General features: G+C 30.7%; 19 protein-coding genes and 1 tRNA gene. 16 read left to right on the top strand and 4 right to left on the bottom strand.

From position 1 onward, the window contains the following. Window positions 1–6 precede the first annotated feature (6 nt). The 3 genes from OTK55_RS00645 to OTK55_RS00635 all read left to right on the top strand — a co-directional run bounded on the left by OTK55_RS00645 (window position 7) and on the right by OTK55_RS00635 (window position 2,555). Window positions 7–777: an aspartate dehydrogenase gene (locus OTK55_RS00645; protein WP_274869954.1), complete on the top strand. Its 771-nt coding sequence runs from the start codon at window positions 7–9 to the stop codon at window positions 775–777. A gap of 93 nt (window positions 778–870) precedes the next feature. Then, window positions 871–1,584 carry a tRNA(His) guanylyltransferase Thg1 family protein gene (locus OTK55_RS00640; RefSeq protein WP_274869953.1) on the top strand — a complete coding sequence of 238 codons (714 nt, stop codon included), beginning with the start codon at window positions 871–873 and terminating at the stop codon, window positions 1,582–1,584. A gap of 53 nt (window positions 1,585–1,637) precedes the next feature. Next, window positions 1,638–2,555, top strand: coding sequence for a Mov34/MPN/PAD-1 family protein (locus OTK55_RS00635; protein ID WP_274869952.1), 918 nt, complete (start codon window positions 1,638–1,640; stop codon window positions 2,553–2,555). Between the two features lie 392 nt (window positions 2,556–2,947). On the opposite strand, the gene serA is transcribed toward OTK55_RS00635, so the two are convergent. After that, window positions 2,948–4,522 carry a phosphoglycerate dehydrogenase gene (serA, locus tag OTK55_RS00630; RefSeq protein ID WP_274869951.1) on the bottom strand — a complete coding sequence of 525 codons (1,575 nt, stop codon included), beginning with the start codon at window positions 4,520–4,522 and terminating at the stop codon, window positions 2,948–2,950. A gap of 240 nt (window positions 4,523–4,762) precedes the next feature. On the opposite strand from serA, the gene OTK55_RS00625 reads away from it, so the two are divergent. Then, entirely contained in the window at window positions 4,763–5,500 is a 738-nt protein-coding gene (locus OTK55_RS00625) for an aldo-keto reductase family protein (protein ID WP_274869950.1), read from the top strand. Here the strand turns inward: OTK55_RS00625 and OTK55_RS00620 are convergent. Continuing rightward, a complete protein-coding gene (locus tag OTK55_RS00620) occupies window positions 5,495–6,553 on the bottom strand; it encodes a transcriptional regulator (protein WP_274869949.1) in 1,059 nt (352 codons plus the stop codon). The genes OTK55_RS00625 and OTK55_RS00620 overlap by 6 nt on opposite strands. Before the next feature lie 72 nt (window positions 6,554–6,625). Between OTK55_RS00620 and OTK55_RS00615 the strand changes: the two genes are divergently transcribed. From OTK55_RS00615 to OTK55_RS00565, 11 genes are all read left to right on the top strand, one after another. Next, on the top strand, window positions 6,626–7,930 hold the full coding sequence (locus OTK55_RS00615) for a TiaS agmantine-binding domain-containing protein (protein ID WP_407652406.1): 1,305 nt from the start codon (window positions 6,626–6,628) through the stop codon (window positions 7,928–7,930). Between the two features lie 416 nt (window positions 7,931–8,346). Continuing rightward, on the top strand, window positions 8,347–8,661 hold the full coding sequence (locus tag OTK55_RS00610) for a V-type ATP synthase subunit H (protein WP_274869948.1): 315 nt from the start codon (window positions 8,347–8,349) through the stop codon (window positions 8,659–8,661). A gap of 10 nt (window positions 8,662–8,671) precedes the next feature. Then, window positions 8,672–10,669 carry a V-type ATP synthase subunit I gene (locus OTK55_RS00605; RefSeq protein ID WP_274869947.1) on the top strand — a complete coding sequence of 666 codons (1,998 nt, stop codon included), beginning with the start codon at window positions 8,672–8,674 and terminating at the stop codon, window positions 10,667–10,669. 74 nt (window positions 10,670–10,743) lie between these two features. Then, on the top strand, window positions 10,744–11,232 hold the full coding sequence (locus tag OTK55_RS00600) for a V-type ATP synthase subunit K (RefSeq protein ID WP_274869946.1): 489 nt from the start codon (window positions 10,744–10,746) through the stop codon (window positions 11,230–11,232). Window positions 11,233–11,286: 54 nt separating this feature from the next. Further along, window positions 11,287–11,910 (top strand): V-type proton ATPase subunit E, encoded by a 624-nt coding sequence (locus OTK55_RS00595; protein ID WP_274869945.1) that lies wholly within the window; start codon window positions 11,287–11,289, stop codon window positions 11,908–11,910. Window positions 11,911–11,925: 15 nt separating this feature from the next. Continuing rightward, on the top strand, window positions 11,926–13,080 hold the full coding sequence (locus OTK55_RS00590) for a V-type ATP synthase subunit C (protein WP_274869944.1): 1,155 nt from the start codon (window positions 11,926–11,928) through the stop codon (window positions 13,078–13,080). Then, window positions 13,077–13,397: a V-type ATP synthase subunit F gene (locus OTK55_RS00585; protein ID WP_274869943.1), complete on the top strand. Its 321-nt coding sequence runs from the start codon at window positions 13,077–13,079 to the stop codon at window positions 13,395–13,397. Before OTK55_RS00590 ends, OTK55_RS00585 begins: the two co-directional genes overlap by 4 nt. Beyond that, the gene (locus tag OTK55_RS00580) at window positions 13,394–15,151 is read left to right on the top strand and encodes an ATP synthase subunit A (RefSeq protein WP_274869942.1); all 1,758 of its coding nucleotides are present in this window, start codon (window positions 13,394–13,396) and stop codon (window positions 15,149–15,151) included. The genes OTK55_RS00585 and OTK55_RS00580 overlap by 4 nt, the downstream gene beginning before the upstream one ends. Continuing rightward, window positions 15,148–16,557: an ATP synthase subunit B gene (locus tag OTK55_RS00575; RefSeq protein WP_274869940.1), complete on the top strand. Its 1,410-nt coding sequence runs from the start codon at window positions 15,148–15,150 to the stop codon at window positions 16,555–16,557. The genes OTK55_RS00580 and OTK55_RS00575 overlap by 4 nt, the downstream gene beginning before the upstream one ends. Before the next feature lie 54 nt (window positions 16,558–16,611). Then, window positions 16,612–17,256: a V-type ATP synthase subunit D gene (locus OTK55_RS00570; RefSeq protein WP_274869938.1), complete on the top strand. Its 645-nt coding sequence runs from the start codon at window positions 16,612–16,614 to the stop codon at window positions 17,254–17,256. Between the two features lie 326 nt (window positions 17,257–17,582). Beyond that, window positions 17,583–18,509 (top strand): ATP-grasp domain-containing protein, encoded by a 927-nt coding sequence (locus OTK55_RS00565; RefSeq protein WP_274869936.1) that lies wholly within the window; start codon window positions 17,583–17,585, stop codon window positions 18,507–18,509. A gap of 43 nt (window positions 18,510–18,552) precedes the next feature. Here the strand turns inward: OTK55_RS00565 and OTK55_RS00560 are convergent, their stop codons facing one another. Next, entirely contained in the window at window positions 18,553–18,708 is a 156-nt protein-coding gene (locus OTK55_RS00560) for a hypothetical protein (RefSeq protein WP_274869934.1), read from the bottom strand. Window positions 18,709–18,821: 113 nt separating this feature from the next. Continuing rightward, a tRNA-Gln gene (locus OTK55_RS00555) sits at window positions 18,822–18,893 on the bottom strand. A gap of 385 nt (window positions 18,894–19,278) precedes the next feature. Here OTK55_RS00555 and OTK55_RS00550 point away from each other — a divergent pair. Next, entirely contained in the window at window positions 19,279–22,170 is a 2,892-nt protein-coding gene (locus OTK55_RS00550; RefSeq protein ID WP_274869932.1) for a pseudomurein-binding repeat-containing protein, read from the top strand. The last annotated feature ends 190 nt before the right edge of the window (window positions 22,171–22,360 follow it).

Here is a 22,360-nt window from a genome sequence, read left to right as displayed (position 1 = left end):
TTATTAATGAATATAGGTGTTATAGGTTGCGGATCTATTGCTAATACATTAACAAATTTCCAATTAAAAGGAAAATTAAATGTTACAATATCTTATTTTTATGACTTAGATAAAGATAGTGCAATAAGATTAGCAAAAAAAGTTGATGGGGAAGCAGTAGAATCTATATCTGAATTAATTGAAAAATCTGATTTAATTTTAGAATCAGCATCACAGGCAGCTGTTAGAGCATCAATTCCAGAGGTTCTCGAAGGTGGAACTGATGTTATCATAATGAGTGTTGGAGCTTTGATGGACTTTGATTTTAAAGATAAATTAGAAAAATTAGCTAAAGAAAATAATGCTACAATTTATTTACCAACAGGTGCTATTACAGGAATAGATGCAGTTAAAGCTGCAACAATGGGAGATATTGAATCAGTATCTTTAGTAACACGTAAACCACCAGTTTCTTTAGATATTGAGTTAGAAGATTGTGATGAAAAAATATTATTTGAAGGTAAAGCATCAGATGCAGTTAATAAATTTCCAAAAAACATTAATGTATCATCTACATTAAGTTTAGCTTCAGGTGTAGATGCTGATGTTACGATAATTGCAGATTCAAAAGTTAAAAATAATACACATGAAATTCACGTGAAAGGAACTTTTGGTGAGTTAGTAACAACAACATCTAATGTAAGCAGTCCTGATAATCCAAAAACCAGTATGTTAGCAGCATTCTCTGCTGCAAGTTTACTAAACAAATTATCTAATACCATTCAAATTGGTTCATAGATTTTTTTCATCTAATGTTAAGATTTTTATCTTAGCATCCTTTTTTTTTATTTTATTATATTATAATTTTCTATTTATTAGTGGTGATATCTTTTGAAAGAATATGAACAATTTTCTCAAATAAAATTAGTGAATGATATACCAACTATTATACGTCTTGATGGACGTTCTTTTTCAAATTATACTAAAAATCTGAAATTAAATAAGCCTTTTGATAGTAGATTACGAGACCTTTTTATTGAAGTATCAAAAGATTTAATGTCAGAATTTAGTCCGAAATATATTTACACTTTTTCTGATGAAATAAACATACTCTTAGATGAAATACCATTTAAGGGTAGAATAGAAAAGATAGACTCTGTATTTTCATCATATACAACAGGCTCCTTTATGAAACATTTATATTTGAATAATAATCTATTCGATATCGATGTAACAGAATTAAAACCAGTATCTTTTGATTCAAGAATAATATCCACAGCAACTCATGTGAAAGATTATTTTAAATGGAGACAAGATGAAGCATGGAGAAACTGTCTAAATAGTTATGCACAGGCATTACTAAATAAAGAGCATTCAAATGAAGAAACTGCAAAATTACTATATAAACTGAATAAATCAGAAATACATGATTTATTATTTGAACATGGTATCAATATTGCTCATGTACCCACATGGCATAAAAGAGGAGTAGCTATTTATAAGACAAAAGAAGAAATTGAAGGATATAATCCAAAACTAAACAAAAAGACAATTTCAACAAGAAATAAGATAAAAATTAATATGAATATATCTTTAATAAAATAAATACAAAATATTCATATAATTATTTCAAGAAATTATATAAAGAGAGGCTAATTATGAATATTAATAATACTTTATCTAAACTATTGGGCAATGATAAAAACATTAAGGAAGTACAAATAGATCAGAGAGTAATTGATGAAATAATAAAAATAGCTATTAATGCAGATCCAAAGGAGTTTGTAGCATTACTATCAGGAAAAACAGAAGATGAAATACTTAAAATTACAGGATTAATATTCTTGCCATTTGAAGCATCAGACACTAGTGCAGTAATGCAAGTATTTATGAAACCATTAACAACTGATGCTGTAGGTTCGGTACATAGTCATCCAGGGCCAAGTGCACAGCCATCAAATGCTGATTTATCATTCTTTGGAAAAAATGGACTTTTCCATATGATTATATGCAGACCATATTCACAAGCAACCATCAGAGCATATGATGCAGGAGGTATACCTATGTCCTATGTTATTAAAGATTTAGGTGATGAAGTTGAAATCAAAGACTGGGATGAACTCGATGGTGAATTCTTTGATGATGAACTAATCTCTGAACTTAAAGAATTAGAAAATCAGGAAGACGAGGAAGACATAGATAATGATTCTACTAATGAAGATTACACAGAATCTGCAGATGCAGAAGTAGTACCTGATGAACCGGCAATGATTTCATTACAGCTAGAATCAAATGGTCAAATAATTAATCAACAGTTACCATTACCTCCAGAATACGAACCGGGAGACCAGATAGAAGTTGATATTCGTACAGATCAAACTCCAGGAGATTCAATTGATGAAATAATTTTAAATGTTATTAAATCTAATGATAACCCTAATATTGTATTAGACAATGAGGAACTATCTGATTCTAAATCTTCAGAGGAAATTGACCGTGAAATTAAAGAAATGGAATCAGATATTGCTAAAATCAAAAAAGAGAATAAGCGTTTACGTGATGACTTAGATAATTAGAAGGGTATTCTTCTAAAAATTCCTAATTTTTTTTATTACTTAAGACTATTATCTGTTTTTCATATCAAAATCATTAATTCTAAAAAAGTAATCTTTCATCAAATCAAAATAAAAAAAATAGTGTAAATGATGCTGATGAAACTTTTTTTTTTAATCCATTAAATTATTATAAAATTATTATAGTTTTTTTCATGCTAGTATTGTTCCATTTTGTGCAGGATTGTTTAATCGTGTATTGTTAAATATTAACTCTGGAATATTCAATTCAATAGTGAATTTGTAATATATGTGATTGGAACATACACTTTTATAAAAATAGCTATTCTATAAAGCTATTAATTTCTAAAAAAAAGAGGTAAAGAAGATGTTGTAATAATTTAATTTATTACAATTTATAATTTTACTGATTTTACAGAATCAATATCTTTAGTGGATTCTAATTCTGAAATTACTTCATCAGTTATTTCTTGGTCTACTTTAATAACCATTACTGCTTCGCCACCTTCGGATTTTCTTCCAACTTTCATTTCAGCAATGTTTATTTTGTAATCTCCAAGAACTTTTCCTATTTTTCCTATGGTGCCTGGTAAATCTACGTATTTGATGATTCCCATTAATCCTTCTAGGTTAAGGTTTACATCGTAGTCATCTATTGATATAACTTTAACTTCATCGTTTTCAACGGTACCTTCAATGGTCATTTCTTTATCATCATATTTTACGTTGATTTTTATTGTTGCATCGTAGTTTCCACTGTCGTCTGTTTCGCCTTCTGTTAATTTAATGCCTCTTTGTTTTGCTACTGATTTAGCATTTACAGAGTTCACCGGTTCGGTGAGTATTGGATTTAGGAATTCTTTTAGTAATTCTCTGGTTAATGGTTCTTTGGATCTTCCAGTTATTTTTCCACTGTATACTATATTTAATTCTGATATGTTTGATGTTGTTGTTTGAACTAATATTTGTCCTAATTTTTTGGTTAGTTCAAAGTATGGTTTTAATTGTTGAAATGTTTCTGAATCAACTAAGGGCATGTTTAATACATTACTTGGTGTTTGACCATTTAATACTTCTTTCACTTGTTTAGCTACGATGATAGCTGCATCACGTTGTGCTTCTTTTGTTGATGCTGCTATATGTGGTGTTAATACAACGTTGTCTAGTGTTGTTAGTGGACTGTTTTCTAATGGTTCATTCTCGTATACATCTAATCCTGCTTTCAAGTCTGGTCTTTCTTTTAGTGCTTCGTATAAATCTTTTTCATTGATGATTCCGCCTCTAGCACAGTTTAGGAGAATTGCATGGTCTTTCATTTTTGCTAATTGTTCTTTGCTTATTAGTCCTTTGGTTTCTGGTGTTAATGGTACGTGTATTGTCATTACATCAGCTTTAGTTATGAGTTCGTCTAGGGATACAATTTCTACACCTAACTCTTTTGCTGCGTCTTCGCTTATGTATGGGTCGTATACTATTACATCCATTTCGAAAGCTTTTGATCGTTTAACTACTTGGCTTCCGATTCTTCCCATACCTATTACACCTAGGGTTTTGTTTCTTAGTTCCATTCCCATGAATTTACTCTTTTCCCATTTTCCTGCTTTAACAGATGCATCTGCTATTGCTATTTTTCTGCTTAAAGCTAACATTAAACCCATTGCATGTTCTGCTACTGTTATTGATGTTGATTGTGGTGCGTTTACTACTAGAATACCATTATCTGTAGCAGCATCTAAATCTATATTATCTACACCTACTCCTGCTCTTGCAATTATTTTTAGGTTTTTTGCGTTTTCAATGACTTCTTTTGTCATTTTTGTTCTACTTCTTACGATTATTGCATCGTATTGGTCTATTGTTTCTAGAAGTTCTTCTGGTGTTATTTTAGGATTGTTAACAATTTCAGCAGATCCTTCTAATACTTCTACACCTTTTTCATTAATTTTATCAGCTACTAATACTTTTGGCATGTTTGTTCTCCTATATTTATTTAGTTGTATTGATAATGGATAGATTTTCCATTTATAATCTTAATAATAGTTAGTAGTTCAAACCTGTGATTTATTTTTCATTAATTTATAATAAATGTGGTTTAATACTCTTATAATATCTATGTTGTTTTTATTATAAATATATCATGCTAGAAGTTTTTTTATATTATATTAATTATAGTAATATTATATTAAATTAATAATTAGAGGTTTTGAATCATGACATTTAATGAAGTAATTTTAGGTAGTTCTCCTTTTACTTTTGCTCCTCAATTTGGTCATAGAACTAGATTGTATGAGTTAGATTTTAAAGATCAACCTGATAATATTGCAGAGATTATGGATAAGGCTTATGAGTTGGGGGTTAATGAGTTCTTATTAAAGTCTTCTGATGATGTGGAAAAAGCATTGGATCTCTCACTTTCTAGGGGTAATGATTGGTCTGTTATTGGTATGACTAATACAGATGATTATGATTCAGACATGGCTTTGTTTGAAAAGTATAATACTACTATGGTCCTGTTGGATGGTTTTTTTGTTGATAAATGTATTGAAGATGAGGATTTTGATTTAGTTTCTAAGTATTTATGTGATATTAGAAGTAGGGGTTATGTTCCTGCTATTGAAACAAGGATTCCATTTAAACATTTACCTATCATTGAAGAATCTAGTTTTCTTGATGATTTTGATGTTATCATGTTTCCATTAAATTTTTATGGTTATATGATGGATTGTAATTTTCTTAATAAGGATAATAAAAATAAGATTAAGGATATAATGGGAAGATTGGATAAGAAAATTATTGCTAATCGTACTTTAGCTACGGGTATTTTAAAGCCTAATGAGGCTTATGATTTTATTAAGAATATTGATTATCTTGATGCTGTTTGTGTTGGATTAGCTAAGGTTAGTGAGGCAGAAGAAACATTGAATGTGATTAATAGTGTTAAATCATGATTCTTCTGTTTCTGCTTCTTCTTTTCTTTCTTTTATTAATTTAATTAGGTCTTCTATATTGTCCATATCATTGAGTTCCCATGTATATATTGCAGGTATTTTTTTGATGTAATCTTTATCTTTTTCATGTTCTAGTACGAATATTGCGTCGTGGTCTGTGATGTTTGCGATGTCTTCTGTTTTGTTTGCTATCTTGTTCAGTGTTTTTTCGTTTCTATTTCGTTCTAGGTTTGTAATTAGGATATTGTTGTTTATTTTCTTGTTTAGTTCATTTCTTAGTTTTTCTACTTCGTCTATCTTGTTTTCTAGTTTTTCTTTTAGTTTGATTATTTCTTGTGTTTCGTTTTGTCTCTCTGATATAGCATCAAATGGTGTTTTATTTGATGATTTTATATCATATCCTAAATTGATTAGTTCCTTTGGTTCAGATATTCTTTTATCCAAAGTATTTTTGATATTATCTGCTTCTAATAAGTTTATTGACATTGTAATAGGACTATTAAATACCTTTTCCAGCATTATTGCAGTTTCAGGATATGTTTGTGAGTTTCCTTGTTCATATTTATATATTGTTTCACGTGATACATGACTAATATCTGCTAATTCTTTTAAGGATAAATGATTTTGTTCACGTAGTTCTTTGAGTAGATTTCCATTGATTTTAACATAATATCCTCCTCTTTTTGCAAATACTTCTGGATGAATATTGTTTACTATAATATTACATAATGTTTGAGGAGATATTACTGGTAATTCATGTCTTTCATATACAACATCCTCTTCTAGATAGTTATGTTTTGATTTGTATCCTATTATTATAGGACTAGCCAGAAAGGTTCCTGCAATTTTAGATAATTCTTCAGCTTGTGTTGCAGTTAAACTGTCAATATTTACAAGTATCTTTAATATAATTAATATATCATCTTTTCTTGACAGGATATCGAAACAACTTCTATCATATATATCGGATGTTTTAAATCCATATGTAGATAGTAGAATTTTTACATCATGAAGTATGTTTTCACGTGTGATTTTTGAATTATCTGTTGTCATAATAATATAATATATATTTTTTCTTATAATAATATTATAATATAGAGAATTATTTATTATGAGGAAAATACATTGAATTCAGAAGAAATTATTAAATTACATATTGGAATTGACGACACAGATTCTGCGGATGGAATGTGTACCACTTACTTAACATATTTAATTATTGAAAAATTAGAAGAACTAGGAATTAAGCCAATTGATTATCCAAGATTAATACGATTAAATCCTTTTGCCCGTTATAAAACAAGAGGTAATGGTGCATTATCTTTTATTCTTGAACTAGATTCCAGACAAAAAGTTGACCAGGTTAAGAAAATAGTATTAGAGTATACTGAGAAGTATGCCATGTTTGATGGTATTAATACTAATCCCGGCGTGGTATTTTATGAGGGTGAAGTAACTGATGAAATGAGAGAATATGCAATAAATGCAATATACTCTATATACACCATAGAATATGCTGAAAATTTCGCAAGACATATAGGTGCAGAGGTTCATAAATTCAAAAAAGGTAGGGGTATTATAGGATCACTGGCTGCAATAGGTATAAAGCTAACAGACCAGACATTCGAATGTTTAGCATATAGAATGCCTGAAAACTTCGGTACAAAAAGACAACTGGATGATGAAAGTATCTTTAAGATGAATGAGCAAACATATCCAGATACATTTGATAATATAGACATAGAAGGAAACTATGCGGCAATTGAACCTCATACTCCTTGTCCTGTATTATATGGTATTAGAGGTAACACTCCAGAAATTGTGGAAAAAGCTCATAATATAGTAATATCACATGAACCAATTCAGGGTTACTGTATATTTAGAACAAATCAACATACAGATATGCACATACAATACGATGTAAAGATAAAAGACATGGTAAATACAGGATGTTATTGTTTTGATTGTCATGTTACTGAAAAACCACATGATATAGAGGGAGGGCACGTATTCTTCTATGTATCAGATGATACAGATACACTAGAATGTGCGGCTTTTGAACCTACAAAATCATTCAGAGATATTGTCAGAAAACTTCGTGTAGGAGATGAACTAACAATATATGGCGGATTGAATGATAATCACACACTTAACATTGAAAAATTTAAACTTAACAAAATAGCACCACAATACAAATACTCAAATCCAGTATGTAGCTGTGGTAAGCGTATGAAGTCAGCAGGAAAAAACAAAGGATACAAATGTCCTAAATGTGGAAAACGATTAAGAAATGGAAATAAATTAAAAGAATTAATTCCACGGGATATTGAAACAGGATTTTATGAAGTGCCTACTGAAGCCAGACGTCATCTTGCAAAACCAATAATCAGAATTACTACGGGTGCTGACCAATTATTAAAGAATAGTTAAAAAGATTTCTATTCAATAACTTTTTTTCTTTTTAATTTAATTATTATTACTTTCATGTTAATATATTAATAAAAAACATTATTATTATCATCATATATTCAGCTTATTTTATATGGAATATAATTAAACCTCTTGTATTTTTATAAAATTATATAACTAATGAATACAAATATATATCTTTATAAGATATATTTTTATGAACTGATTAAAATTTTCATGCTTGAAAAACATTTAAGCATAGTTTAATTTCATGTTCTCATGTCTATATTGGGGTGATACTTGGTTAGTTAAAAGAATTTTATATTAAATTTATTAATACAATATTTATACTCTTTATTTAGCAAAATAACTTTTAATACACATTTTTTAGAGTATAATGAACTGAAAAAACAGGTCATATAAAGGGTGATTTACGAATGGCAAATATTTCTGAAGCTATTGGTTCAATCAGACAAGCTGAGTCTGAAGCTGATAGTATGATAGAAGAAGCAAATAAAAAATCAACTGAAATGATCCAAGATGCTCGCGTAAAAGTAGATTCAAGTATTGAAGCAGCTAAATTAGAAGCTCAAGATGAAGCTAAACACATTATATTAGCTAAAGAAGAAGAAGCTGGTAAAGAAGCTGTTATCATAACAAACCAATCAGAATCTGACATTAAAGAATCCCTCAGAGGATCCGAAAACAATGTTGATGACGCAGCAGAAATAATAATTGAAACTGTATTGTAGGGGTATTACTATGTTTAGGCCAGCAAGAATGCAAAAATTAAGCATAGTAACTTTAAATCAATACACTAAACCTGTAATAGATGTTCTTCACGAAAGAGGAGTTATCCAAATTGATGATATTTCTGAAGATATCCAGGATAATGAAGAATACACTGGTTTAGATGTATCAAAACAAGACCCAGTTGCTAGCAGAATTGCATCATTATCAATGAAATGCAACAGTATATTAGATACATTAAAATCTGCAGAGCAATCAAAAAGTGCAGCTGATGTTATTAAAGGATTTTTCAGCCCTAAAAAAATAATATCAAAAGAAGTAGAATCCATACCTTCTGATGAATTAGCAGATAAGGCTGAAGAATATATAAATAAAGTTGATGCAGTTCTCAGTCCAATTGAATCAAGAATAAACGAAATTGGTACTGAAGAATCAAAATATAAAGACTCTTTAAACGTTGCAACTCAATTAAGTAGCTTTGACATAGATTTCGCATATTTACAAGATACAAAACATACAAGAATAATATCTGGTAAATTACCATCAGAACATTTATCTGAAGCTAAATCACAAATTGAAGAAGTAACCGAGAGAGTAGACATATTTGAAGGTTCAACAAATTCAGACTCTGAAGTAACATACACACCATTAATAATAGTATGTGCAACTGAATTTGAAGAAGACATATCTGGTGTACTAAGACGCTTAGAATTTGAAAAATTAGATGTTACCGGATTAAGTGGTAAATCTGATGAAATCATAGAAGCATCAAAAAGTAAACTAGATGATTGTAAAGACGAAAGAAAACAATGTTTAAAAGATATCAGAGAAGTCGGTCAACGTTCTAAAGAAAATTTACTAGTAATAAATGAACAATTAGAACTTGAAAAAGAAAGAACTGAAATCTACACACACTTTGGTGAAACAAAAAGTACAAAAATGTTCAAAGCATGGGTAGTCAAAGACGATGTAGAAGAAACTTTATCCATAATCGATGAAATCACTGATGGTAACAGTATCATTGAAGTAGATGATCCTACAGATGAGGAAATCGATGAAAACAAAGTTCCAGTAAAACTACGAAACCCTGGTTTCGCAAAACCATATGAACTTTTAATTAAAATGTACGCAACACCAAACTACAAAGATATAGATCCTACTATAATCATGGCATTATTCTTCCCATTCTTCTTCGGTTTCTGTTTAACCGATGCAGCATATGGAATAGTAATAGCAATTGTGGGATTCTTATTATACAGAGGTATAGGTAAAACAAGTAAAACATTTAAATCCTTTTCAGTAATTCTTACTCAAATGGGTTTATGGACTATATTGCTAGGTCTAATAACTGGTGGTTTCATGGGAGACTTTATACCTAGATTTATATTAGGTGATGCAAATGCACCATTACCTACCGTAATTCCAGATATAAATGCATTTGCACATCCAGAACATATCTTAGTATTAGCAATTTTAATAGGTTTAATACACCTTAACATAGCATTTATCTTTGGTATTATTGACAATTACAAAAGACATAATATTAAAGAATTATGTGGTGGACAATTATCTTGGATTGTTATTGAATTATCAATTGTAGCATATCTAGTTGCAGGTCTAATACCATTCGCAGTTATATTCATAATCGGATTAGGATTATTAATATACGGTTCAGGACCAATGGGTGCTATGGACATATTTGGATATCTTGGTGATGTATTATCATACTCAAGATTATTAGCATTATGTTTATCCACTGGTGGTATTGGTATGACAGCAAACTTATTAGGTCAATTATTAGCTACTATGGTACCATACGTAGGTATTATAATTGGTATACTTGTATTCATAGGAGTACACTTATTCAACATTGCATTCCAATCATTAGGTTCATTCATACACGCTTTACGTTTACACTTTGTAGAGTTCTTCGGTAACTTCTATGCTGGAGAAAGTGAAGAATTTAAGCCATTTAAGGCAGAAAGAACATATACTAAAGTTAAAAAATAAATTAGTATATTATTTACATTAAAAAAAAATCATATATAAAAAAAAATCAATTCATTAAATTGGAGGAAAATATCATGGCAGCAGAATTAGCATTAGGTTCAGCCTTAGCTGCAATTGGTGCAGGAGTAGCAGTAGGATTTGCAGCATTAGGTTCAGGTATCGGTCAAGGTATCGCATCTTCCGCATCTGTAGGTGCAGTAGCAGAAGATTCAAGTATGTTTGCACAAGGTTTAGTATTTACAGCTATTCCTGAAACTCAGGCTATTTACGGTTTCCTTATCGCTATCTTATTATTAGTATTCTCAGGAATTATGGGAGGATCTCCATTAGGAGTAACTTCAGGATTAGTAGCAATTGGTGCAGGAGCAGCAGTTGGTTTCGGTGGTCTTGGTTCAGGTATGGGTCAAGGTATCGCATCTTCCGCATCTGTAGGTGCAGTAGTAGAAGAACCAAGTATGTTCGCACAAGGTTTAGTATTTACAGCTATTCCTGAAACTCAGGCTATCTACGGTTTCCTTATCGCTATCTTATTATTAGTATTCGGTGGAATACTCGGAGCATAGATTAAAAATAGAAAGGCTATTAGCCTTTGATAAATATTTTTTGGAGGAACATAGATGAGCGTTGGAGCAGATAAAATAATATCAAATATAAAAGCAGATGCACAAGCAAAATCTGATGAAATAATCTCCAAAGCTACAACTGAAAGTGAAAAAATACTTGCAGATGGTGAAGTACAAGCTCAAAACGAAAAGCAAGCAATTCTTGACGCTGCAGAAAAACAAGCTGAAATGAAATATCAACAAATTATTTCAGAAGCTAAAGTTAATGCAAGAAGGAAAGAATTAGAAGCTCGTGAAGAATTAATTGAAAAAGCTTTCAGAATTGCATCAGAAAAAGTAGAAAAACAAGCATCTGAGAATTCCGCAGAGTATGTGGAATCATTAAAAGCAATGATTAAAGATGCTTCTATTCAAGTAGGTGGAACTCAACTCGAAATACTCGTAAGAGCAGATGATGTTGAAAATGTAGAATCTATGATTGATGAAGTATCAGAATATGTTGAAAAAGAAACTGGTAATAAAACAACATTCATTATCGGTGAACCAATAGACATTATTGGTGGAGCAGTTGTAAAAACTGTTGACGGTGATGTTGAAGTTAAAAATACCATAGAAGCACGTATGCTTCGATACAGAAAAACTCTAAGATCAGAGGTTGCTAAAAAACTATTTAGATAGAAGGAGGAGAATTAAATGGAAGAAAGCATTACAGGATTAATTTCATCTTTCGGATTCTCTCCTGAGTCATTCATTGCATTATTAGTTGTGGTACTAGCTGTAATAGGAGCAGTAATAGTAGTAATAACATTCAGACCATTAATGGAATATTATCCATACACTTATCCAAATGCTAGGGTAAGAGCAAAAATAGGTAAAATTCTAAATGATAAACAAATAACAGAATTAGCAGATTCCGAAAGTCTCGACGAAGTAAAAAATTACTTAAGAGGACAAAAAGATTATGCAAAATTCATAGACAAGTATCCAATTGAACAAGCTTTAGATGCAAACTTAGCAGAATCCTATGATTTATTAGCTAGAATTGCTCCTAAAGATTTAAAACCAACATTTGATTTAATGTTAGATCAATGGGATATTAAAAATATCAAAAGTGTTTTAATCGCAAAAGAAGCAAAACTAAACGATGAAGAAACACGTGAATTATTAGTACCTTATGGTGTATTAAAAGATGATCAAGATAAACTAATTGAAGCAGATTCTGTTCAAGATATAATAGTAGCTCTTGAAGGAACACCATATGCTAAACTATTAGAAGATGCGTTACCAGCATATAATGAAAATAAAACATTATTAACATTAGAATCAGCATTAGATAATTATTACTACGAAAGATTACTAGCTAAATCAGCAAGTCAAGCTGACGATAACACTAGAATGCTACACAGTTACGTAGGAACAAAAATAGATATCTCTAATATTAAAATAATATTAAGAGCAAAAGCAGATGGTCTAACATATGATCAAATTAATCCATATGTAATAAACAGCGGATACCAATTACGTGAATGGAAACTTAAAGAATTCATGGAATCTGAAGATATGAATTCATTACTAAGTAGTATTGAAAGTTCTGAATATGGTTCAATAATAACAGACCACATACCAGAATATAACAGTACACAATCTATCACAGTATTTGATGAAGCACTAGATTCATATGAAAGAGACATGGCTAATAATATCTTTAGAAAAAAACCATTTGGTGTAGGTCCAATAATTGGTTTCATGAACAAAAAAGAAACCGAAATTAAAAATCTAAAAATTATCGCAAGAAGTAAAAGAGGACCAGTATTACCAGGTTCCGAGATTAAGGAGATGTTATTATGAGAAATGAAATAGCAATAATGGCAGATCCAGATACAGTAACTGGTTTTATGTTAGGTGGAATCAAGAGCGGTTTCCCTGTACATAACAAAGATGAAGCAAAAACTACATTAAAACAATTAGTTGATGATGAATATCCAATCATTATCACAACTGAAAAAATTGGGGATGAATTAAGAGACGATATTACAAAATATAGCGGTTCTAAAGCATTACCAATGATAATTGAAGTACCCGATAAGTCAGGTTCACATAAAAGAGAAACTGATCCAATGAATGAGCTTATTAAAAGAGTTATTGGGGTTGAGATGGTAAAATGATCACAGGAAATATAATTAAAATTGCAGGTCCGGTTATTGTCGCTGACGGTATGCGAGGTACCCAAGTACACGAAATGGTTCGTGTAGGTGATATCGGACTCATAGGTGAAATTATTGAACTTCATGGCGACACAGCAACAGTTCAAGTTTATGAAGAAACTGCTGGTATTAAACCAGGAGAAAAAATTGAAAGTACTGGTGGTCCACTCTCAGTAGAATTAGGTCCAGGTATACTTAAATCAATTTACGATGGAATTCAAAGACCATTAGATGAAATTAAAGCATTATCAGGAGACTTTATTCCTAGAGGTATTGACGTACCAGCATTAGACAAGACAAAAGAATGGGAATTCAAACCTACCGCAAGTGTAGGCGACGAAGTAAATGGTGGAGACATCATAGGTACAGTTGATGAAACATCAGCTATTGAACATAAAATTATGATACCACCTAAAATATCAGGTAAAATCAAATCAATTGTAAGTCAAGGAAAATACACAATTGTAGATGATATTGCAGAAATTGAAACTGATAAAGGTATTGAAAAAGTTCAAATGATGCAAATTTGGCCAGTTCGTGTAGGAAGACCATACACAAACAAATTAGATCCAGATGTACCTCTAATAACAGGACAAAGAGCACAAGATACCTTCTTCTGTTTAGCTAAAGGAGGAACATCAGCTATGCCAGGACCATTCGGTTCAGGAAAAACTGTAACACAGCAACAATTAGCTAAATGGGCAGATGCTGATATAGTAGTATATATCGGATGTGGAGAACGTGGTAACGAAATGACCGAAGTACTTACCGAATTCCCTGAATTAGAAGACCCTAAATCAGGAAACCCCTTAATGGACAGAACAGTTCTAATTGCAAACACATCAAACATGCCTGTAGCAGCTAGGGAAGCATGTGTATACACAGGTATTACAATTGCTGAATACTTCAGAGATATGGGATACGATGTAGCACTTATGGCAGACAGTACCTCAAGATGGGCAGAAGCTATGAGAGAACTTTCCGGACGTCTCGAAGAGATGCCTGGTGAAGAAGGATACCCAGCATACCTAGCATCCAGATTAGCACAGTTCTATGAACGTGCAGGAAGAGTAACCACAATCGGTTCACACAAAGCAGAAGCATCTGTAACAGTAGTTGGAGCAGTATCACCTCCTGGTGGAGACTTATCCGAACCTGTAACCCAGAACACATTACGTATAGCAAAAGTATTTTGGGCATTAGATGCATCATTAGCAGACAGACGTCACTTCCCATCTATCAACTGGTTAAACAGTTACTCATTATATGTGGACAGTGTAACTAGCTGGTGGAATAATGAAATTGGTTCAGATTGGAGAGAATTAAGAAACACTGCAATGGGTATATTACAGAAAGAATCAGAACTTAACGAAATTGTACAATTAGTAGGTCCTGATGCATTACCTCAAAAAGACCAAATAACATTAGAATCAGCACGTATGTTAAGAGAAGACTTCCTTCAACAAAACGCATTTGATGATACAGATACATACTGTTCACCAACAAAACAATATGGTATGCTAAAAACCATTTTACTATACAACACAAGTGCTCAAGCAGCATTAGCAGACGGTGCAGATGTAAATAAACTCACAAACTTAGAAGTAAGAGTAGATTTAGACAGAATGAAATATGTACCTGAAGACGAATTTGATGCTAAAGCAGAAGATATTAGAAGTCGTATAACTAAAGAATGTAATGAGGCTGGACAATGAATGATGTAGATATTAAAACAAGAGAATATACTACAGTATCAGAAGTTTCAGGACCTTTAATGGTTGTTCAAGGTGTTGAAGGTGCAGCATACAACGAAATCGTTGAAATCGAAACACCTGCTGGAGAAAAAAGAACTGGACAAGTTCTTGAAGTAGAAAATGATATTGCAGTTGTTCAAGTATTTGAAGGTACCAGTAACCTAAACACAGAATCAACAAAAGTTAGATTCACAGGTGAAACTGCAAAAATCGGTTTATCAACTGATATGTTAGGAAGAATCTTTAACGGAATAGGTACACCAATTGACGGTGGACCAGACATCATACCTGATGTAGAATTAGATGTAAACGGTTCTCCAATGAACCCATCCGCTAGAGAATTCCCTGCAGAATTCATTCAAACAGGTATATCCACAATTGACGGAATGAACACACTTGTACGTGGTCAGAAATTACCTATCTTCTCAGGTTCTGGATTACCACACAACGAACTCGCAGCACAAATTGCAAGACAAGCAAAAGTAATTGCAGAAGACAGTGAATTCGCTGTAATATTTGGTGCTATGGGTATTACTCACGAAGAAGCAAACTTCTTCATGAACGAATTCGAACAAACTGGAGCTCTAGAAAGAGTAACAGTATTCATGAACTTAGCAGATGACCCTGCTATCGAAAGAATCATGACACCTAAAATGGCTTTAACAACAGCTGAATACCTTGCATTTGAAAAAGGTATGCACGTATTAGTAATTTTAACTGATATTACCAACTATTGTGAAGCATTAAGGGAAATTTCATCAGCACGTAACGAAGTACCTGGACGTAGAGGTTACCCAGGTTACATGTACACTGACTTAGCAGGTATGTACGAACGTGCAGGACGTATAAAAGGTAAAGACGGTTCAATTACACAGATGCCTATTCTTGTAATGCCACAGGATGATATTACTCACCCTATTCCTGACTTAACAGGATATATTACAGAGGGACAGGTTGTACTAAGTCGTGACTTAGACAGAACAGGTATTTACCCACCTGTAGATGTATTACCTTCATTATCAAGATTAATGAGTGGAGGTATCGGTGACGGCCGTACACGTGAAGATCACAGTGGAGTTTCAGACCAGTTATATGCTGCTTACGCAGAAGGTCGTGACTTACGTGACTTAACCGCAGTAGTAGGGGAAGAAGCTCTCACAGACCGTGACAGAAAATTCCTAAAATTTGCTGATGAATTTGAAGATAAATTTATTAGACAAAGTAAAGACGAAGACAGAGGAATTGAAGAAACCCTTGACTTAGGTTGGAAATTATTATCCATCTTACCTAAATCTGAGCTTAAACGTGTTAAAGATGAACACGTTGAAAAATATTTACCTGAACAAGAAGAAACTGATGAAGAATAATTTCATTTATTCTTATCATTTCCTGGTAGATATATTAGTGAAGGAGGCTAAATAATGGCAGATGAAAAATTGGATGGAATTAATCCAACACGTAGTGAACTTCTTAATCTAAAAGACAGAGCTAAACTGTCTTCAAAAGGTCATAGTCTTCTTAAAGAAAAAAGAGATGCTCTTATTAAGGAGTTTTTCGAAATTCTAGATCGTGTTCAAGGTTCTAGAGATGAAGTTGAAAAAAAATTAGCAATAGCTTACTCAGAACTAAACAAAGCTCAAATAGACATGGGAGATATGGCAGTTAAACGAGCAGCTTTATCTGTAAGAGAATCTATAGAACTCGATATAAGTTCTAGAAGTATTATGGGTGTTTCTGTCCCTGTTGTAAAAAGTCATGCAACACATAATGATTTAATTAGCAGAGGTTATGGTTTTGCTGGAACCTCAGCTAACTTAGATATCGCAGCTAAGGAATTTGAAGAATCCATTAAGATTATCATTGAACTTGGTGAGATTGAAAAAACAATCTTTATGTTAGCACAAGAAGTAGAAGCAACTAAAAGAAGAGTAAATGCTTTAGAGCATGTAATTATTCCTCGTATTAATAACACAATCAAATTTATTGAAATGAGATTAGAGGAAATGGAAAGGGAAAGCTTCGCTCAACTTAAAGTTATTAAGAAAAATATGGATACAGAGGAATAAGTTGGTCATGGATTTTATCCATGATTTATCTTTTTTTCACATCCTTTTCATTTTAATCATCATTTATAAAAAAATTTTATTCTATTTTTACATTGATTAAGTACTTATTTTATTATTAACATAAATTATTTTAATATTAAATTCTAAATTTTATAGGTTGTATTTTTATTAGTAAAATATTAGTTGTAGGGTCTAATACCCGTTCATTATCAAAATCATTAAAAGCATTAGGTTATACAGTATATGCTACTAGTTTCTTTGATGTTATTGATCAATATGAATATGTTGATAAATTACTTGTTCCAGAGGGAACTTTTATTTATGATTTGAAGATTCTAGAAGATTTAGCATTAGAGTATGTTAATGAAGTTGATTATATTATATGTAATAGTGATGTTGATGTATCTCGTTTTCCTAGAAATAAGATAATAGGTAATGTTGACACTGATTTTATTAATAATAAATATAAATTATTCAAATTATTACATAAGAATTTTCTTTTACCTGATACATATAAGTTAACAGATATTGAGGAAGCTGGGGAGATTGTAGCTAATTTCCCTGATAAACAATTTATTGTAAAACCGGTTTATGGTTCTGGCGGTATGGGTATAACATGGTATAATGAGAATTTATCTATTGATGGTGATTTTATACTTCAGGAATTTATAAACGGCGATTCAGTGAGCAGTTCCTTTTTATCTTATCCTAACCATGATATTGAGATGATTACTACTTCTGATCAGATTATTGGTTCTAAGAGGTTAGGTGGTGCTGATTTTAAGTATTGCGGTAATGTAACTCCATATATTAAACCTTCTGATAAAATTGTTAATATTTCTGCTAAGATTTCTATGATGTGTAAATTAGTTGGGTCTAATGGAGTGGATTTTATTTTGAATAATAATAATGTATATGTTATTGAGGTTAATCCTAGAATTCAGGGTACATTTGAATTAGTAGAGCGTAGTTTTAAGATGAATCTGGCAGAAGCTCATATTAATTCCTGTAATGATGTTCATGTAGATATACCTAGTGTTCAACAGTTTTCTGTTAAGTTGATACCTTATTGTTTAAATAAGGGTTATTATGATTTATCTAATATTCCTTTTGTACATGATATTTCAAAGCAGGATTACATGTTTAAGAAGGGTGAGCCTCTTGCTACTATTATTACTTCAGATAGAATTTTAGAAAATGCTATGAGTAGATCAGAGCAGGTTCAAAAATTAGTGTATAATTCAAAAAAATAGATAATACTCTTTTGTTATAAAAAAGTTATTAAGAAAAGGGTAGTTAGATTATTCCGAATTCAATGAGTATAAACATAAATACTCCGAATGCTATAAGAAATGTAGATATTATCAAGACATGTGTATACATTTTGAATAATTTTACTTTTCTTTCTGGATCTTCATCTAAGTATTCTTTTAATGTGTTTTCATAAGGCATATAACAATACACTCCTATTTTTTATATTGATTATTGTTATATTAAAATATTCTCTATTTTATTAAAATTAGAATTTAAAATAATTATTATAAAAATAGTTTTTTAATAAATAGTAGTCCCGAGCGGAGTCGAACCGCTGTCCCCGGTTCCAAAGACCAGGAGGATTGCCACTACCCTACGGGACTAACGTGCTGTACTTCAAGTACATACAAATATCTATTTGAAGTTATTTATATACTTTTTGGTTTTATGTATTCCTATTAGTGTATAGTACTCATATAAGGAATGTAAATTTTTATTTTTATTTTTCTTAGTATATATAGTTTATCCTATACTTTTAAATACTTTCTAAAATAAAAGTATTGATAAGGATTTATAATAGATTCTTATATTCAGAGCTTATGATTTTTTTTTTCAAAAATGAAAAAAATTAAATATCTAACAAAAATCAGAATATTAAGTTATATAATTTTATTAAATTATATATAAAATATATGACTTACTTAACCGAATTAATAATTCATATTTTGGTTTATTATAGGAGGCGGTAAGATTAAGCGGAATTTGATTTTGATTTTTTTAGTAGCTGTGATTATTAGTTTAACTGCAGTATCTGCAGCAGATACATCAAATTCATCAGTATCAACAACTGATTTAGGAACTCATGTTCAAGACGTATCAAGTCAAGCTACTATAGGAACAACCACTACAAGTGATACTTCTAGTCAGGTTACTTCTGAAAAATCAAGTATTAAATCAACCACGAATGATAATATAAGCAATGAAGCAGATCTAAGGGAAAATACCAAGGATAATCAAGTGATTAACAAGACTTCTAGTAACATACAAACCAATACTCTTTCAAATAATAAGACAACAACAAAAAACCTTAAATCAAGCACTAGTAAATCAAAAATTACAATTAAAATGGGTTCTTATGTAGCACACCCATATCAAACAATCACACTTAATGCTACTGTACGATTAACTAATGGAAAACCTTTAAATAATGTTACAGCAGTTTATAAATTAAATAGTGTAACTATTGGTCATACTAATATAACTAATGGGGTAGCTTCATTAAAATATACAATTCCAAAGTACAGTGCTAAAACATATCCCTTGATGATTAAAGTTGGAGAAACAGACACTAGCTTAGCTGGTAATGCAACTTCTAACTTAAAGATTGAAAAAAGTAATATTAAAGTTTCAATGGACTCTTATACTGTTGTACCTAAGGATAAAGTTACAATAACTGCTAAGGCTGTAGATGTTTATGGTCATGCAGTTGATGGTAATAAAGTTACATTTAAAGTAAATGGTGTAACAATTGGTTCTACAAATGTATCTAAAGGAGTAGCTAAAATAAGTTATATAGCTCCTTCAAAAATACAAACATATACTATACAAGTTATAGTTGGAGGATCAAGTTTTACAAATTCGGGTAATGCAACTAGTAAATTAACTGTTAAAAAGTCAAGTTCAAAAATTACTTTAGATAACATATATTTTGTTAAATACCGAAATTTAACTATTAATGTAAAGGTAACTAGTTCAAATGGTACCCTTGCAAATAGTGGAAAAGTTACATTTAAAATTGATGGCAAAACTATTAAAACTGTATCTGTAAGTAATGGTGTTGCTAAATTCGCATATGGTGGAAGATTAGCTCTTGGTACACGTAATTTATCAGTTATTTATGGAGGTAGTTCTTCATTATATAGTTCTAATGCAACATCTAAGTTAAGAGTACAAGATAATTTAACGAAATTTACCTACGAACAGATATTAAGAAAGGCTAATGATACAAAAGATTTCATCGAGAAATATGGTAGATTACCTAACTTTGTTAACATTGATGGAACTAGTGTAACAACAACAGATTTCTTATATCTATTATGTAATGTATATGGTACAAATGATTCTTACTATGCAGGTAATTTCAAATATAATAATTTATCTAAGACATCTAATGGTGCTAATGGTACTCAAATAACAAAAAGTGATTATAGTAGATTAGCTAGAAGTATTGTTAAGTGTTATATCATTAATGGAAGATCTCCTAATTCTATAACAGTTAATGGTACTAGTATGAATTTTGACGATGCAGTTTATTTCTATACAAGAGCAGTTGCATACATATATAATTATGGAGAATATTCCAATTATGGAACCGTGATTAAAGTAAATAGTATATCAACAAATAATTTCAATTCAAATGATTCTGATAAGAACTCAACTGTTAATAAGTCAAGTTCAAAAATTACTTTAGATAACATATATTTCGTTAAATACAGAAACTTAACTATTAATGTAAAGGTAACTAGTTCAAACGGTACCCTTGCAGATAGTGGAAAAGTTACATTTAAAATTGACGGTACAACTATTAAAACTGTATCTGTAAATGATGGTGTTGCCACATTTGCATATGGTGGAAAATTAGGTCTTAGAACACATGACCTATCTGTTATTTATGAGGGTAGCTCTTCATTATATGGTTCTAATGCTACATCTAAGTTAAGAGTACAAGATAATTTAACGAAATTTACCTACGAACAGATATTAAGAAAGGCTAATGATACAAAAGATTTCATCGAGAAATATGGTAGATTACCTAACTTTGTTAACATTGATGGAACTAGTGTAACAACAACAGATTTCTTATATCTATTATGTAATGTATATGGTACAAATAGTTCTTACTATGCAGGTAATTTCAAAGTTAATAATGTATCTAAGACATCTAGTGGTGCTAATGGTACTCAAATAACAAAAGATGATTACAGTAGATTAGCTAGAAGTATTGTTAAGTGTTATATCATTAATGGAAGATCTCCTAATTCTATAACAGTTAATGGTACTAGTATGAGTTTTGATGATGCTTTTTATTTCTATACAAGAGCAGTTGCATACATATATAATTATGGAGAATATTCTAACTATGGAACAGTAATTGACGTAGATAGTCTTAATACAAATAACTCAAGTTCAAATACTAATATAGTACCTGCTGGTTATTCAAAATATCTTCAAAAAACTACTAATTGTGAAGTTAATAATTCAGCAATAAAAAAAGCTGTTGCAGCAGCTACTAAAGGAGTATCTGGAACATATAATCAAGCTGTAGCAATATTTGACTATGTTAATGATAATACTCACTATAGTGGATATTATAATACTAGATATGGAGCGGTTGGTACTTTAACTCGTGGATATGGTAATTGTGTTGACATGTCACATTTATTAATTGCTATGTTACGTACAGCAAATATTCCTGCTATATACTGTCATGCTACATGTACATTTAGAAGTGGACTTGTAGTAGGTCATGTATGGGTAAAAGCGTATGTTAATAATAAATGGGTATATTGTGATGCTACATCTTCAAGTAATACCTTTGGACATATTGTAAATTGGAATAGCTGTGGAACAATTCATGAATATATTCAACTACCATTTTAATTTATTTTTTTTATTTTTTTATAATAACATTCTTTTTTTTTATTTAATTAATTAGAAAACAAGATTCTTTTTTTTAAAATAACTTGTTATGTTTATTCTTACTATACTTATTATAATTAGAAATATTTAAATATTTAAATATATTAGTATAATATAAAGTCTTGAATTTTTTTTAATATTTATTTTATAA

Source organism: Candidatus Methanosphaera massiliense (assembly GCF_028890305.1).
GTDB lineage: Archaea > Methanobacteriota > Methanobacteria > Methanobacteriales > Methanobacteriaceae > Methanosphaera > Methanosphaera massiliense.
This window is presented reverse-complemented; position numbering and strand designations above follow the sequence as displayed.